The organism is Nonlabens sp. Asnod3-H03 (genome assembly GCF_045063665.1).
GTDB classification, from domain to species: Bacteria; Bacteroidota; Bacteroidia; order Flavobacteriales; family Flavobacteriaceae; genus Nonlabens; species Nonlabens ulvanivorans.
In genome coordinates, this window is record NZ_JBEFOD010000008.1 from 1,353,406 (window position 1) to 1,369,088 (window position 15,683).

The following is a 15,683-nucleotide window of genomic DNA, read 5'->3' on the forward strand; positions in this document are numbered from 1 at the left end:
GCGAGCTAAAATAATGTAACGAGTTGGGTTTTAATGAGGTTTATTAATTAATTAACTACCTTAAGTTAAATAAGCAATTAGCTTTTTCAACGCAATACCACGATGACTTATTTCACCTTTCTCTACTAAACTCATTTGAGCAAAGGTTTTTTCATAACCATTAGGCATAAAAATAGGGTCGTACCCAAAACCTTTATCGCCTTGATAGGACTTAGTTATTACACCATCACAAACACCTTCAAAAAGCGTCTGACATCGATCCATATCTAGTGCAAATACAGTTACAAATCGGGCGCTACGATCTCGTTTGTCTTCTAGGTTCTTGAGTAAAAGTTTCATGTTGTCTTCACTGCTTTTATGCTCACCAGCATATCTGGCACTATAAACACCAGGTTCATTATTAAGAGCAAAGACTTCTAATCCTGTATCATCAGCAAAAACAGGTAGGTCATAACGCTGTCTGATAAATTGAACTTTTTGTGCTGCGTTACCAGAGATAGTTGTTGAGGTCTCGGGAATATCTTCATGCATTCCTATATCATCAAGACTTAATAGTTTGATGTTTTCTGGCATCATGATTTGAACTTCTTTGAGTTTATTCTTATTATGAGTAGCAAATATGATTTCCATTTTTAAAATGTGTTTGAGATGTCGACTAGTAATTGAGTGTCAACTTCATGTTTTATATCTGGTCTGTGTAATTCACATTCCGTGCCGAAAAGCATCTGGATTTTTTTATTTTCTCGTTGTATTAAATCAGCAGTGACATATTCATCTTTGGTTCCAGATATATGAATGTTTCTAGTGGATAACGATTTGAATTTTACACCATCTAATTCATTGAATTCGTTAGGTATAGAGCCGCTGTGCATTACTAAAGCTTTAACTGGTGAATTGTAGTGTAATAAGAACCTTGTGGCAATTGAAACACCTTGTGAGTAACCCATGATTACCATTCTTTTATCGCGGTGTAAGCCTTCTTCTTTTAAAACAGCATCTACATAATTAAGGTTGTTTTGCATTTCTTGATCTGTGTCAACTCTAGTAAGCCAGCTAGCACCTACGTGCTTAAAGTTTTTACCTAGATAGTATTTTGAAGGCGCTTGTAAAACAATCACTGCATTTTTTAACGGGTCTAAATCAGTAAAATATCTTTTAAAAAACCTAGCGAGGTATCCCAAGCCGTGAAAACAAATCCATATATTCTCTGTAGTTTCAGTTACAGGATTTAATACCTCGTATGAATTAGTATGTTGATAAGAGATTGTTTTTACCATAGTTTGATGACTGTTCCTTATTTTTGGTAAAGATATGGACAAAGAACAGATACTTGCTAGTTGCAATCAGATATGTAAAAATACACTTATGGAAACTCTAGAGATTGAGTTTGTTGATGTAGGTGAGGATTTTCTAACAGCTCGCATGCCAGTGACATCGAGAGTTCATCAACCAGATGGAGTGTTACACGGTGGTGCTAGCGTCGCTTTAGCAGAGTCTGTAGGTAGTGCGGCGAGTTATGTTTTTTTGAATACAAAAGAGTTTGCAATACGAGGATTAGAGATAAGTGCAAATCACACCAAATCAAAAAAGGATGGTGATGTATTTGCGACAGCTCGATTCTTGCATAAAGGTCGAACGACACAGCTTTGGGAAATCAGAATAGTGGATGAAGAAGATAGATTGATATCAATCTGTAAGCTCACCACAATCGCTCTAAAAAAAGACTCTTAAACCTTTTAAAATATACCGCTTGCGCGAAAAGTTATTCCAATATTTAAACTTCCTTCTTGAGCAAGACCTTCCGTTTTTGGCACTTAAAATGGCAGGTTCAACTGAGGTAAAAGTAGTTGCTCAAAATGATCAAACCTGGCATAAAACAACACCTGACAAAGTGGCTTATGCTGTTTTTTCAAAATTCCAAAGTAATGAAAATCAGGTTTATATTCATGCTGATAAGGTCTTAAACTTTAGGTATGATGTTTCTGCATCACCACCAGAAATTAAACAGTCGATAATTCCAGAAGATGGTAGAAAAGCTTACTTAGAGCTTTTTGAAAAGGCCATGACGCGATTAGAAAAAAAGCAATTAAGTAAGGTTGTGCTTTCTAGAAAACAAGAGTTTGCTATTGAGGATTCTGATCTTACTATTTTTGAGAGATTGTTAGATACCTATACAACCGCAAATGGATATTTTTTCTATCATCCACAGGTAGGTAAATGGATGGGTGCAACTCCAGAATTATTGATGAATGCTCAGAGTGACGGTTTGTATTCAGCACAATCGAGAACTGATGCCATACCACTTCAGGTTTCTACCATGTCACTTGCAGGTACAGCAGTTGATGATGGTAGTTTAAATCATGTATGGGGCGATAAGGAAAAAGAAGAACAACAATTAGTAACAGACTTTATCATCTCTCAATTTAAGGAGTCTGGTGCAATAGATATTAAACAATCACCAGTAGAAACGGTTCAAGCTGGACATCTAATACATTTACGAACTTTTATACAAGCTCGATCTAGTACAAATCAGATAGAGCATCTGTTAGGTGCTTTGCATCCTACACCAGCAGTTTGCGGATTACCTAGAGATGAATCTATGGAGTTTATTGTTAATAACGAAAACTATGATAGAAGTTATTATACAGGCTATTTAGGGATTGTAAACGGTGCTTCACACCATTACTTTGTTAATTTAAGATGTATGCAACTGGTGGATAAAAAGGCTATTATTTATGTAGGTGGTGGCGTTACAGCAAAAAGTGATGCTTTGCTAGAATACCAAGAGACTAGGGCAAAGTTGCAAACAATGCATCGATTATTATAAAATACTTCTAAATGCTGTTTTAAGTAAAGCACCACGCATTCTTTGTGGGGCAGTAGTTCTAGATGTTTGTGTTTTAGATTGAGAAATTGTTCTTGTAAATGAGTTCTTAACCTTTGAAGCTGTTGAGCTTACAAATAGTACCGATTCATATATTCCTATAAAGGTGTAGAAGATTACAAATTTGAATATTCTCATAGGTTGGTCAGTTTAAGAGAACTAAAGATGATGATTTTATTTTGAATAGCAAAGCGCAATTTTTTGAAAATGACATTTCTATTGTCAAAAGGTCTGTATAAACAGTTGAAGTGACTCATAATATTTGAAATAATTGTAATTCATTTAGCACTTCATATTTGAAGATTGTTGAAGCCTGCTTTACCTTTGCTAGAATGCTATCAGACATACTTCACGCGCAACAGGTACTACTTCTTTTTAAAAAAAGAGGAGTGCAACATATTGTTATTTCTCCAGGATCTAGAAATGCACCTCTTACCATAAGTTTTACAAACGATTCTTATTTTAAGTGTTATAGTATCGTTGATGAACGGTGTGCATCACACTTTGCAATGGGTATCGCACAACAATTAAAGCAACCTGTAGCAGTAATTTGTACTAGTGGTAGTGCTTTGTTAAATTACTATCCTGCTGTTACTGAGGCTTTTTATAGTGAGATTCCATTAATAGTCCTTAGTGCAGATCGTCCACCACATAAAATAGATATAGGTGATGGACAAACGATCAGACAGCAACATGTTTATGCTAACCATATTCTTTATGATACACATCTAGAGATGATTAATAGTCTAGATGATCAAGAAGCGATGGCGACTAATGAAAGGCTAATCAATAAAGCAATTAATGTCGCCATAACAAATCATGGACCTGTACATATCAATGTACCATTTGAAGAACCGCTCTACAATACGGTAAATGTTCCTCAAGTCGATCCTAAGGTGGTTGATCCTATTATTGAAACTAATGCAAGCATACCATCCTTATTTATAGATAGATGGGAGAAAGCTAATCGTAAGTTGGTCATTTTATCTACTTTAAATCCTGATGTGTTTACTCAAGATCAGTTGAACCTATTAACCAGTGATCCAACAGTGTTGGTAATGAGTGAGGTGAGTTCTAACATCAGTCATGAGAAAATTATATGGGGAATAGATACCCTAATCGCGCCTATTGAAAATGATGAAGATGCTATTGCGCATTTACAACCTGATATGGTCGTTACCATAGGTGGAATGATCGTTTCTAAAAAAATCAAACAATACCTGCGCAGGTTTGAGACACAATATCATTACCACATCGGTAATGGTCGTGCATATGATACTTTTTTCAAGTTAGCTGGACACATTAAAACAGCTCCATCACATTGGGTCGATCAATTATCTATAAATGAAACTTCAGATAGTTATAGAGATTACTGGCTGCAGTTTTTTAATAATTATCTAATCAAAAGAATGGATTACCTAGCTGCAATACCATGGAGCGATTTTAGAGCCTTCAATTTGATATTTGATAGTTTGCCTGATGATATCGTTTTGCAGTTGGGAAACAGCAGTACAATCAGATATGCGCAGCTTTTCCCTATGAACCCGACGCACACCGTATTTTCTAATCGAGGAACTAGCGGTATCGATGGTTCTACGAGTACAGCCATAGGAGCTGCTGTTGCTCAAGATAAACCTATTGTATGTATCACAGGTGATTTAAGCTTTTTGTATGATAGCAATGCTTTGTGGAATAATTACATTCCAGCAAATTTTAAAATAATTGTTATCAATAATAGTGGTGGCGGAATTTTCCGTATTCTACCTGGTGAAAAAGATAATCACACCTTTGATACTTATTTTGAAACGACTCACCAGTTAGACGCTAGTCATTTATGTAAAATGTATGATATTAATTATCATAGGGTTGATGGAGAAGACGCTTTCGCAAAAGCGTATGAAAAATTCCTGAATGATGATTCAAAACCTCAATTACTAGAAATATTTACACCTAGACTTGAAAATGATACCGTTCTTCTAGACTACTTTAAATTTCTCAAATAGAATTTCATCATATCTTATTAATTCTTACATTTAAAGTCTTAACTAATAAACGTAAAATACAATGAGTAAATTTGATGAAAGAGTAGAGAAGTATACCAAAGCTTACAAAGAAAAAGTAGGTGGTAAACTAGATGAAGAGTTATTGAGAAAAGTAACTAAAGGATTAGGGCCATCAATCTATAACAAAGATGCTGAAACTGTAAGTGCTGAAAAAAGCGAGATGGAACGTGTGGTAACTAACTACTTGAAGAAAAAATTAGGTCTTTCTGGTGATAATTTAATGGAGTCTGTAGAGGCTGTTATTGAAAAGTACGGCAAGAGTGAGCGTGCAAAGTATCGCGCTTGTATCTATTACATGCTTTGTGTACACCACGGAAAAGAATCTGTATACAACTAGAAATGAACTAATAAACATATAAAATCCCAATGCGTGAGCATTGGGATTTTTTATTTTGACTACTGTTGATAGTACTCGATTTTATGAACAAACTTTGAAAATACTTTTCCAGTTAAATACTCAAGTCTTTCAACAACATTACCATGATTGTCATATTTCATGACAGATTTGTTTTGAATAGTATCCCGTGATGGTTGCCATTTGGTGTTTTTTTCGATCATTAATAGGTCGTTTCTATAATGAAATTCCTCTATTTCAAACTGATTACTTTCTTTATTTCTATATTCTTTATAAATCAATCTGTTTTTCTCATCATATCTATAAGTTGTTGATGCAATAATTGCTGTACTATCTTTATTATAATAATTAAAATCTGTTGGTTGATTATAAGAATTTATATGAATGAAGCTATAATTACTTGATGACTCTATAGAATCATAAATTGCATTATACGTAGTGGTAGCAACTGCATTATTGTTTTCATCATAATGCATTTTAATAGATTCAGCTAATCTTAACGGATGACCCCAATATTGTTCCCATCCTAGATACTTACCTTTATCATTAAAATTAAAATTAACATATGAAGTCAAGCTATCATTTCCACTAAATCGGGATTCTTTAATACGAAAAGAGCTGTTTTTGAAATACTCATACTTGACTGAAGAATTAGTGCTTATCTCTCCATTAGAAATATTTTGATATTCAATTTTTTTAATCCGATTTTGCTCGTCCCAAGTAATATATTTTTGATTTGAATCTGTTTGAATAATATACAATAAATCACTTTTACTATCCTCATGGTAATGGTAATTAATTGTAACGGATGATGTATCCTTGTCATAGGTTGAATTCCAATCGTATCCTTTTCTATAAGTTAGATAACCTTTCTTATTAAAATTTAAGACTTGAAACAATTCTGGTGTTGTATCTAATATTGTGTATTTATCTGTATAAAAATCAATATGAAAAGATTCTCGACTTTTGACATCGCCTTTCAAATCATAGGATTCTAAATCTGACCAATGTTTATCTTCATAATAACCGTAAGGGAGAATATCGGTCTCCACTTTCTCCTCACAAGAAGCCAGCCCAATTAAAATGATATATAAAACCCAATATCTCATTTACTTCTCTACCGCTTCAACTTCTTCTAGTGTCACCATATCACCGCTGTTCCAAGTTTGAATAGTATAATTCATCACGTCAACGACTTCATCATTTTCTAGACCTAGTGGTAGCATAATATTATCATAGGATTGTCCATTTACTTCAATAGGTCCTTTAAGACCGTATTTTACAGCATGGATACTTTCCGTTCGTTTATCAGTAAGCCAGTTTGATGGATTAAGAGGAGGAAAAGCACCTGGAACACCTTTACCACTGGTCATATGACAACTAACACAATTTTCTCTATAAATTTCTCTACCTCTTGCAACACTTGCTTCTAGAGGTGTTTTTTTAATTTCCTTTTTTTCTACAGGAGCGGCAGTAGTAGTTTCTTTTTTAGAATCGCCACAACTGGATAACACCATAAGAGCAACTAGAGTAATTAAATATTTCATATTATTTTTTTTCGATTTTAAATATTCCTTTTCCTTCTACAGCAATATAAATCAGTCCATCAGGACCTATTTTTACATTGCGCAAACGACCTATTTTATCGGCAACTTTTTCTCTTTTGGTCACTCGATTACCGTCCATATAAAGCATTTCAAGATATTGAAATTTTAATGATCCCACTAAGAAGTTACCATTCCATTCTTTATAAGCTGGATTATTAATAATAGCAAAACCACTAGGTGCAATGCTAGGTACCCAATAGTAAATAGGTTGTTCCATGCCTTCTTTTTCTGTAATGTCAGTAAATGTCGTGCCGCTATAATTAATACCATAGCTTATGACTGGCCAGCCATAGTTCTTTCCAGATTCTATAATGTTAATCTCATCGCCACCTTGTGGTCCATGCTCATGTGCTATAATCTTCCCAGTTACCGGATGAGTCGTCATTCCCTGTGGATTTCTATTTCCATAGCTGTAGATTGCGGTTTTTGCACCAGCGGCATCTACAAATGGATTATCGTCAGGAATACTGCCATCATCATTAATACGGTAAATTTTACCACAGTCTCTATAAATATCTTGCGGATTCACATCACGGTTACCTCGATCACCTATGGTGAAATATAAATGTCCTTCGTCATCCCATGTAAATCTACTACCGAAGTGTTGCCCTTTATTAGAATTGGGCATCGCTTTATAAAGGACTTCTAGGTTTTCTAACTTATTGTTTTTAAGTACAGCTCTTGCGATAGTGGTATTTCCTCCATCACCACCACCCATTTTTGAAGCATAAGAGATGTAAATGAAGTTGTTTTTTTCAAATTGTGGATGAGAAGTCACATCTAGTAATCCACCTTGACCACGCAAGTAAATCTCTGGCACACCTTTAATTTCTATGCTTTTTGAGCCATTGAACTTGTAAAGTCGTCCTTCTTTCTCTGTATAGAGCAAGTTATCATTAGGTAACCAGGTCATTCCCCAGGGATTATCAAGATCTTCAACAATAGGTGTAATGCTATAGTTTTTTTGATCGTCAATTAAGGGAATATTATCTACTTGAGGAGCATTACTAGCAGCTGGCATTTCAGTATTGATTGTCGTGGAAACAATTTCATGGTCTTTTGAAGATTCTTTACAAGAACTCAAAATCAATAAAAAAAGAATGAGAGAAGGATAGAATTTCATGACCTAGAATGTTTCTTTAAAAATACTACAGCTCGTTCTTAATAAAGTTAAAAGCATAAAAAAATCTCTTTTCAATTTGAAAAGAGATTTTACAGTTTATGGTTAGTTATAATTTATGTGATAGGCGAGTGAAGGCTAATTCAAACTAAATCCTAAATGATAAATTAATATAGAGTACTATGCTTGATAAGGTGAAATTCCCCAATCGTCAGTAGCATTTCCTGTTCTAGGTGTTATTCTGTTACGTGATAACATCGGAAAATCAGAATCAGAGTCGATAAATCTATTAGTAATACGCATGATAGTAAGTTTATGTGGTTATAATATTAGAGTAGTTAATAGCATGTATTATGCTAATCTGTAACGTCTTTTTGCATTCCAGTTATCGCTGTAAGTTCTGTCTGGACGGAATCTTTTATTCGTTAATTCAGTGATGGTTTTAAAGGTGTCGCTCGCTTTCATAATAATTGTTTTTTGTTGTTATGCTTATATGACGACACTTTTTTTTAAATGTTACACTACTTTGTAAAACATAGTAGTTAAAAATTTATAAAACGCTGTACTTTAAGCGATTGTGTTGCTAATTTTTTTAGCATTATTTAAGAAAGGAGAAGTTTATAATCGTCTAATTCACTTTTAAGAGGTGAATTTTACATTTGTTATAATACTTTTAGAGCATGATATTGATAATACTTTTATTCTGGATGAGTTGTATTTGGTTTTATCGTAAGACAAAACCATATAGGAGAAGAAAAGAATTGATTGCTTTTTGGGTAATGGTCTTTATCCCTGGAATAGGGACTATGTATCACTGGAGAAGTCGATCCTCGTTTAAGGAACGTATAAATTTGCGAAAAACAAAGAGTTAGATTTGCTCCCAAAGCTTTTCACTCGATAAGCGATAGGTACCTACAAAATCCCAATTACATTCTTGTGGTGCAATGACAGATAGGAAATGCCTGCCGTCTTTACCTAAATATAGGTGGTAGATTTCACCTACAATAGGTTCAAAAGAGAATTTTGCTCCATATACCAATTGGTTATCCTCAAATTTTTTAACCATGGCATCATACTCTGCTTTGAGTTGTTCAAATTTGGATTTGATTTCATGGTTGACCTTATTAATATTGGTTTGCTTCCATGATGTGATATCAGGTGTTGTTATTTTAGGAGCTGCAACGCCACTAGAATAGGGAAGAAGTGCGGCATTATAAGTGCCAGTTTCTTCATCATACACAACATAATCTGGTTTTTTTTCCTCGCTCATGTTACAAATTTACGATACGTCCACTTGTTTTGTATAAGATTAACATGAATTTCTTAAACAAGAAATCGAGACAGATGCGCCTATCCCGATTTTAATAACTCATCAATCCCCTACAATTGCTGAATCATTTTACTAAAGTATTGATTATTAGGTGTAAAATACGTGGTAAAATCATATTATGTCATTCTCATTCTATGAAACCTTAGTTTGACTTGATGAAATACGCTTTCGCGAAAGCGTAATACATTAACTTACTTTTTCACAAATTTTAATGATTGCCATACATAGTTATTCTTAATGGCTACAAAGTAAATTCCCGTTTCAAAATTACTGCTATCAATTCCATCATTAGTATTATAATTACCTTCCATTATTATTCTACCGTTGATGTCGTAAATAATAAATTGATTATCATCTAGAGTCTCACCTTGAATATAAAATTGACTAACCATAGGGTTAGGATATAGTTTTAAGGTTTCTTTTTGTGAGATAAATGAATCATTAGATAGTAATGCGCAACCACAATCATCTTGAGAATAGTAAAAGAATTTTCGTTGACATGGATTATAGCTTATTGCTATAGGACAACCATTAGAAAAATAGTCCACGATTCTAGTAACTACCCAATCACATCTTAAGTCATTTATGCCTGATGAGGTATCATTGAGCCCGAATTGATTACCAATTCCGGTTGTGTTGACATTTGGGAAAGTGCCGGTTGTAAATGCACCATTATTTTCGTGGTAATACATTCTTCCTCCAGAACTATTAGGTAATAGCGGATCACTTAGTAATAAATCTATATCGCCATCACAATCTACGTCGAAGAGTTCTGGAGTAGGATAGCTGCCACTGTTTTCAGGAATGAATGGGTTAGTTATTCCATTCCCAAATGAGGTATAGTTTTGTGGACTAACTAAATTAAAAAACGGATAAGAAGTTGAACCATTATTCTCAAAGTAAACAGTTCCAGGGAAATTCACACTCTGCGAGGATAGCAAAATATCTGGCAATCCATCATTATTAATATCTCCTACGGCAAGTAATGCTGGACCATATCGATAATCTATATTATCAAATAATAATTGTACCCCAAAACTAAAATTACCAGAACAGTCATTATAGTATACTACAGTAGATGTATTAACACCATATACTACGATGTCTAAACATCCATTATTATTCCAGTCGTATAATCTGTAGGAAAGAGCATTTTGAATATTCATATTCACTGGCGGCATATTAAAAACAGGAGTGGTATTTGTACCAGCTGTATTTTCTAACCAGTGTAATACTGGGAAGCCAGTAGAACTATCTATTTTAGAATATAGAATATCTGTGTCACCATCATTGTCTATATCACCATATTCCTTATCGAGAGTGCTAAAGCGATCAGTATCTAATTCTTGTTCAATCGCTAATGGAAATAAATTACCAGCTGCGGTTTGATATGGCAAGAAATCAAGAGGTTCACATTGATCAAGAGGCGAGTCTATGGAAAGTTCAACAAGATTACTTGGAATTATAATACCTGTTCCTGCATCACAATTAACGAGGTAAGCACTGTTTAATACAATAGAATTTGTTCCTGCATTAATCGAAGGAAAACTAGCGTTTAAATCGATCGTGAAACTATTCCCAGGATTAAGAATCGTATTATTTTCATATAAAACTGTCTGAGTAGTACTGGAAGAATTACTACTACCTGTGGATACTGTATTACAATTAAAATTATTTGAAGGCGTAGTATTTGATGGAGTGGTATTGAGGTAAGACACATTAAAATCAGGAGCAATAGATGAAATATTTACCATGGAGAAACTACTATTCCGTGGTAAAACTGTTGGGAAATAGACATCACCTGCAGCAGGTAGCTCATCAATAATTTGGAATTGATTTAACACTTTGTTCCCAAAGTTTTCAACCGTCATTCTATAGTACACATCAATATTACATGTAGGGTCATAAATCAATGGACCATCTTGAAAAGTAATATTATCGTCAGATATTTGTTTTTTTAATGATATGACTACAGATTCTATGACATTAACTTTTGCAAAATCAGTGGTTACAGATAAGTTATTTGAGCTATCTGTTATTGTCGCGACATTATCTATATTCCCTGGTACTGTAAATGGTTTTACTCTTACTTTAACTACAGCACAAAAGAATTGATTTGCAGTATTTATACAGGTATTTGCAGCAAAGAAGCTGGAGCAATTTTCAACTAAATCTAAAGAGTTCCAAGTCAGGTTTTGACCACTTTGAGTAAAAGTAGTTCCAGCAGGCATATTAGAATTATCTACAGAAATAAATTCATACTTAGAATCTAAAACATCAGTAAGAACACCATTGAAGTCCAGACTACCGTTGTTCTGAACACATATTTCAAACTCCAATTCATCAGTAGGAACTATGTTTGTGATACTGGTTTGATAGGGATCACTGGTATTAGCTTTGCGTACTTTTTTAACAGCACATAGTTTTACTTCTTCGGCAGCTACAGTAAATGACGCACAACTATTATTAGCAAAAGCGACATTTGTCGCAGGAGCTTCAAGTAATATTTCACCTTGAAAATCTGAGCAATTTGTAACTACGGTACCGATGGTTAAAGCTGGGTCAATTGTAAATATTATGGTAATGTTTAATTGATCACCAGGAAAAAGAAGTGTATTATTCTGTGCGCTCAACTGTAAACTATTACCTGTTGTTACAGGAGTAAAAACACCATTATAGCCAGTATTTAGGTCCACAGGAATAGCAGGATTTCCATTCAGGATGAGATCAAAGTTTGTATTTTGAGAAGCACTATTTATAAGACCACTTATTTGCACAGTTTGAGGTATGATATCAAAAGGTAAATTATCTATGATATCGACCATTAAAACAGGTCTATTATCAGTATTTGAATACAAAATATCATATACACCTTGACAACCTGCCACTGGATTAGTTATAAAAACATTCTTAACCATTGAACTACCTAAAGTAGGCGGTGGTAAATTATCAACAGCCGTTACAGTTGCCGTATCACTTGCTATAGCTGTTACAGGAGTACCACCTATCGGTGTACCATTTAATTCAACAGTATTTGAAATAATCTGTCCATTTGTGAATGCTGGACAATTGCTGTAATCTACTTCCACAATAAACTGAACGTTCTCAAAAGGATTAGAACCTATTAGGTTATTATTAAGAGTAATAATGTTCGTTACCGGATCAAGTGTTCCAGGACCACTTATTAACGTCGCAGTAGCACATGGTGGTGATACTATTTCTGAAATAGTGGGATTTTGAAGATTAAGCATACCAAATGAAATTCCTTGATAGCTAGGATCCTTTTCTACGATAATATTAAATTGAGCTTTTCCTCCAGTAGTAGGAACAAAGAAATCTCCATTTTGATTAGTTACAGCTGGGAATAAAGGCGTTTTGGAAATTTTTCCCCAAGGATTGATGGCGCTTGCGGTACTTGTTATACCAGTCGTAGGTCCAAAATTTTCTGTTCCTGTCGTTGTCGTATAATCTGCAGTTATATTATTAGTTGCGGTAAACCCGTCAGGAGTATCACCGGCGCAGAAAGTTACATTAATGGTAAAAGAACCACGTTGTATATTATTAGGAATACTGAATACTACGGCAGGTAAAGAACTTGTGTCTATCAATCCAGTAATTGAACTTGATACTGGATTACCATTAAAATCTACAAAAGTATTATCTGCTGTTATATCGCTAGCTGTATAGCATAATCCAGCTGGTAATATATCAGTAATAGTTAATGTGTTTGCTGGATTTAAATTTTGAAAATCTATTTTATAAGCAAATGGCTCACCTGTTGCGATGCTGGCAACTTGAGGAGTCGATTTTTGGATGGTCGCTTCACCCGTTTGACTACTGGCACTAATTGTTTGCGCCTGCAACTGAATTGACAATATTAAAAACGTAAATAAAGGGATGAATTTTTTCATAAATTTAATTTTCATTCGAGTGCATTTACTCATAAAACTTATGGTTAATAACTTTAAACTTGCTTGTGCACAAATCCAAAAATGAAACCATTAAACGATTGTGTTACAAATGATGGACTTGCGTCTAGATTAAATTCTATGATTTCACTAATATCCTGCCCACCAGATGAAGGACTACCTGGGAAATTAGTAACTATGTGCAATCTCTTTCCGCAATCTTTCCACTCTATACTTACAGAATCCATATTGATATTTAGATTATCTTCTAACACGGTTACTGAATAGTTATTAGCGCCATTGATTTTAATTTCTAATAAATCGATGCTTCCTTGATTATCCGTCACTGCATAGAATACATCTTTATCGGCGTTGTATTCTAATCCTGTGGTAAAGCCTCCAATTCCATTAATACTTCTATAATCTGTTATTATCCCACTTATAGGGTTGAAATAGATAATATCATTTCCTACTCTAAAGTAAATGGTGTCTACATCATTAGTTGTACTAGTGGCAAACGTAAAAGAGCCATCGGTTACTAAAGTTCCCGGATTAAATAACACTTGTCCTAAAGATGGACCTATGCTACCATTAGAAGGATTCATTATATGAATATCAAATCGAGGTGCGGCTGGGTTAGCATCAAAATCTAGAACGTATAAAACGCCTTGAAAAAATACCGGTGCTGTAAATCTACCTAGATTAGTCTGTGCAGTTACTGGTAAACTAAAGTTGTTCAGGGTATTAGATGTCTCATCATAAACAAACCCATCTACTCCTTCTTCTTGATCAAGCCATACAAACCTTTTATTTATTTTATCCCATGCGCTAGGATGGTTGCGTAAAGAGTTACTTATTCCTATTCCACCGTTTACAGTAAACGAACTAGTGGTAATATTTGAAGTTGTGTTTTGAATTACATCTATTACACCATTCGGATTTCCCATATTACTACTTCTTAAAGCATAGTAGGTATTATCTGTACAAGTTATAGTTGTAGCGGTCCCGTCATCTTCTGTACAAGAAAATGAAATAACGATCAGGATTAAGAGTGAAATTTTGATTTTCATGATTGTAGTATTTGAAGTAAAACTGATAAGAAAAACAGGTGGATACTAGAGTAAATTCAGGAACGGTTATTTTGAGTTGAGGAACGGTAATGCTTTAATATAAAATGTTGATGAAGTGATCTCGCTTTCGCGAAAGCGTAACAATTATGCCTTATCTGCTACTAATGAAATATGACAAACGAAATACACTTTAAAGATTTTGAACCACAAGTAATTAAAAAAAGCTTTTGGTCGGGAAATGACTATGAATCAACAGAAGTGGTTCTAGAGCACGTTAATGAATGGATCCGTAAGAATTACAATTTCAAAATCATTAATGTAGAAACCTTATTAGTTCCCACAATGAGCTACACAAAAAAGAAAACAAACACCAAAAAATTGAATATGGGCGGCGGCTATGTTTATATGATTGAGGTGGTGAGAGTATGGTATCAATAGGATAGGACTTATATTTGTAATCTAAAATTATATATATGTCCATTAACTGGAAGACTGCCATAGACTTTGAAGATATCACCTATAAAAAAAGTAACGGTATTGCCCGTATAGCTTTTAATAGACCAGAGGTACGTAACGCCTTTAGACCTAAAACGGTTGCCGAATTGATTAAAGCATTTTATGATGCACAAGAAGATCTATCTATAGGTGTGATTATTTTAACAGGTGAAGGACCGTCTAAAAAAGATGGTGGATGGGCTTTTTGTAGTGGTGGCGATCAAAATGCTCGTGGTCATGATGGTTATAAGGATGATTCTGGTACTGGTAGATTAAATATTCTAGAAGTACAACGCATGATCCGTTTTATGCCTAAGGTGGTAATATGTGCCGTACCTGGATGGGCTGTAGGTGGTGGACACAGTCTACATGTAGTTTGTGATATGACCATCGCTAGTAAAGAGCATGGTGTTTTTAAACAAACAGATACCGACGTGGCTAGTGTAGATGCTGGTTATGGTAGTGCATATCTAGCAAAGATGGTAGGACAGAAAAAAGCACGTGAGATTTTCTTTTTAGGAAGAACCTATAGCGCTCAAGAGGCTATGGATATGGGAATGGTTAATGCTGTAGTACCGCATGAAGAGCTGGATCAAACAGCTTATGATTGGGGACAAGAAATACTTAAAAAATCTCCTATAGCAATTAAAATGGCAAAATTTGCTATGAATGCAACAGATGATGGTATGGTAGGGCAGCAGGTATTTGCAGGTGAAATGACACGTCTTATTTACATGACTGATGAAGCTCGAGAAGGTCGTGAGGCTTTCCTAGAAAAACGTGAACCTAATTGGGGAACAGATCGATACATTCCATAATGATCGGAATATGATGTAAATCTGTTTTAATCG

16 protein-coding genes are annotated in these 15,683 nt (G+C 34.5%); 6 read left to right on the forward strand and 10 right to left on the reverse strand.

What is annotated here, in order from left to right; genetic code table 11:
- Window positions 1-60: 60 nt before the first annotated feature.
- Together ACJJVI_RS09345 and ACJJVI_RS09350 are read right to left on the reverse strand one after the other, a co-directional pair.
- A complete protein-coding gene (locus tag ACJJVI_RS09345) occupies window positions 61-630 on the reverse strand; it encodes a non-canonical purine NTP diphosphatase (RefSeq protein ID WP_405351601.1) in 570 nt (189 codons plus the stop codon).
- Window positions 631-632: 2 nt separating this feature from the next.
- Window positions 633-1,277 (reverse strand): alpha/beta hydrolase, encoded by a 645-nt coding sequence (locus ACJJVI_RS09350; protein WP_405351603.1) that lies wholly within the window; start codon window positions 1,275-1,277, stop codon window positions 633-635.
- Window positions 1,278-1,311: 34 nt separating this feature from the next.
- Between ACJJVI_RS09350 and ACJJVI_RS09355 the strand changes: the two genes are divergently transcribed.
- Window positions 1,312-1,731: a PaaI family thioesterase gene (locus ACJJVI_RS09355; RefSeq protein ID WP_405351605.1), complete on the forward strand. Its 420-nt coding sequence runs from the start codon at window positions 1,312-1,314 to the stop codon at window positions 1,729-1,731.
- A gap of 19 nt (window positions 1,732-1,750) precedes the next feature.
- Entirely contained in the window at window positions 1,751-2,827 is a 1,077-nt protein-coding gene (locus tag ACJJVI_RS09360; RefSeq protein WP_405351607.1) for a chorismate-binding protein, read from the forward strand.
- Here ACJJVI_RS09360 and ACJJVI_RS09365 read toward each other — a convergent pair.
- Window positions 2,822-3,022, reverse strand: coding sequence for a hypothetical protein (locus ACJJVI_RS09365; RefSeq protein WP_405351608.1), 201 nt, complete (start codon window positions 3,020-3,022; stop codon window positions 2,822-2,824). The two genes, ACJJVI_RS09360 and ACJJVI_RS09365, sit on opposite strands and share 6 nt — an antisense overlap.
- Window positions 3,023-3,216: 194 nt before the next feature.
- Between ACJJVI_RS09365 and menD the strand changes: the two genes are divergently transcribed.
- Both menD and ACJJVI_RS09375 read left to right on the forward strand, forming a co-directional pair.
- On the forward strand, window positions 3,217-4,887 hold the full coding sequence (gene menD / locus ACJJVI_RS09370; RefSeq protein WP_405351610.1) for a 2-succinyl-5-enolpyruvyl-6-hydroxy-3-cyclohexene-1-carboxylic-acid synthase: 1,671 nt from the start codon (window positions 3,217-3,219) through the stop codon (window positions 4,885-4,887).
- Between the two features lie 61 nt (window positions 4,888-4,948).
- Window positions 4,949-5,284: a DUF2853 family protein gene (locus tag ACJJVI_RS09375; protein ID WP_006795449.1), complete on the forward strand. Its 336-nt coding sequence runs from the start codon at window positions 4,949-4,951 to the stop codon at window positions 5,282-5,284.
- A gap of 59 nt (window positions 5,285-5,343) precedes the next feature.
- Here ACJJVI_RS09375 and ACJJVI_RS09380 read toward each other — a convergent pair whose 3' ends face one another.
- The 7 genes from ACJJVI_RS09380 to ACJJVI_RS09410 all read right to left on the reverse strand — a co-directional run bounded on the left by ACJJVI_RS09380 (window position 5,344) and on the right by ACJJVI_RS09410 (window position 14,337).
- On the reverse strand, window positions 5,344-6,411 hold the full coding sequence (locus ACJJVI_RS09380; RefSeq protein WP_348021314.1) for a hypothetical protein: 1,068 nt from the start codon (window positions 6,409-6,411) through the stop codon (window positions 5,344-5,346).
- Window positions 6,412-6,849: a cytochrome c gene (locus ACJJVI_RS09385; RefSeq protein WP_348021313.1), complete on the reverse strand. Its 438-nt coding sequence runs from the start codon at window positions 6,847-6,849 to the stop codon at window positions 6,412-6,414. It lies immediately after the preceding gene.
- A 1-nt stretch (window position 6,850) separates the two neighbouring features.
- Entirely contained in the window at window positions 6,851-8,032 is a 1,182-nt protein-coding gene (locus ACJJVI_RS09390) for a PQQ-dependent sugar dehydrogenase (protein WP_348021312.1), read from the reverse strand.
- 177 nt (window positions 8,033-8,209) lie between these two features.
- On the reverse strand, window positions 8,210-8,332 hold the full coding sequence (locus ACJJVI_RS09395; protein ID WP_262496362.1) for a hypothetical protein: 123 nt from the start codon (window positions 8,330-8,332) through the stop codon (window positions 8,210-8,212).
- Between the two features lie 565 nt (window positions 8,333-8,897).
- The gene (locus ACJJVI_RS09400) at window positions 8,898-9,299 is read right to left on the reverse strand and encodes a DUF2452 domain-containing protein (protein WP_036584862.1); all 402 of its coding nucleotides are present in this window, start codon (window positions 9,297-9,299) and stop codon (window positions 8,898-8,900) included.
- Between the two features lie 251 nt (window positions 9,300-9,550).
- On the reverse strand, window positions 9,551-13,270 hold the full coding sequence (locus ACJJVI_RS09405; protein WP_405351614.1) for a T9SS type A sorting domain-containing protein: 3,720 nt from the start codon (window positions 13,268-13,270) through the stop codon (window positions 9,551-9,553).
- A 53-nt stretch (window positions 13,271-13,323) separates the two neighbouring features.
- Window positions 13,324-14,337 (reverse strand): hypothetical protein, encoded by a 1,014-nt coding sequence (locus tag ACJJVI_RS09410; RefSeq protein WP_405351616.1) that lies wholly within the window; start codon window positions 14,335-14,337, stop codon window positions 13,324-13,326.
- A gap of 171 nt (window positions 14,338-14,508) precedes the next feature.
- Between ACJJVI_RS09410 and ACJJVI_RS09415 the strand changes: the two genes are divergently transcribed.
- Window positions 14,509-14,775 carry a hypothetical protein gene (locus tag ACJJVI_RS09415; protein WP_405351618.1) on the forward strand — a complete coding sequence of 89 codons (267 nt, stop codon included), beginning with the start codon at window positions 14,509-14,511 and terminating at the stop codon, window positions 14,773-14,775.
- Between the two features lie 35 nt (window positions 14,776-14,810).
- Window positions 14,811-15,650: a 1,4-dihydroxy-2-naphthoyl-CoA synthase gene (locus ACJJVI_RS09420; RefSeq protein ID WP_405351620.1), complete on the forward strand. Its 840-nt coding sequence runs from the start codon at window positions 14,811-14,813 to the stop codon at window positions 15,648-15,650.
- The last annotated feature ends 33 nt before the right edge of the window (window positions 15,651-15,683 follow it).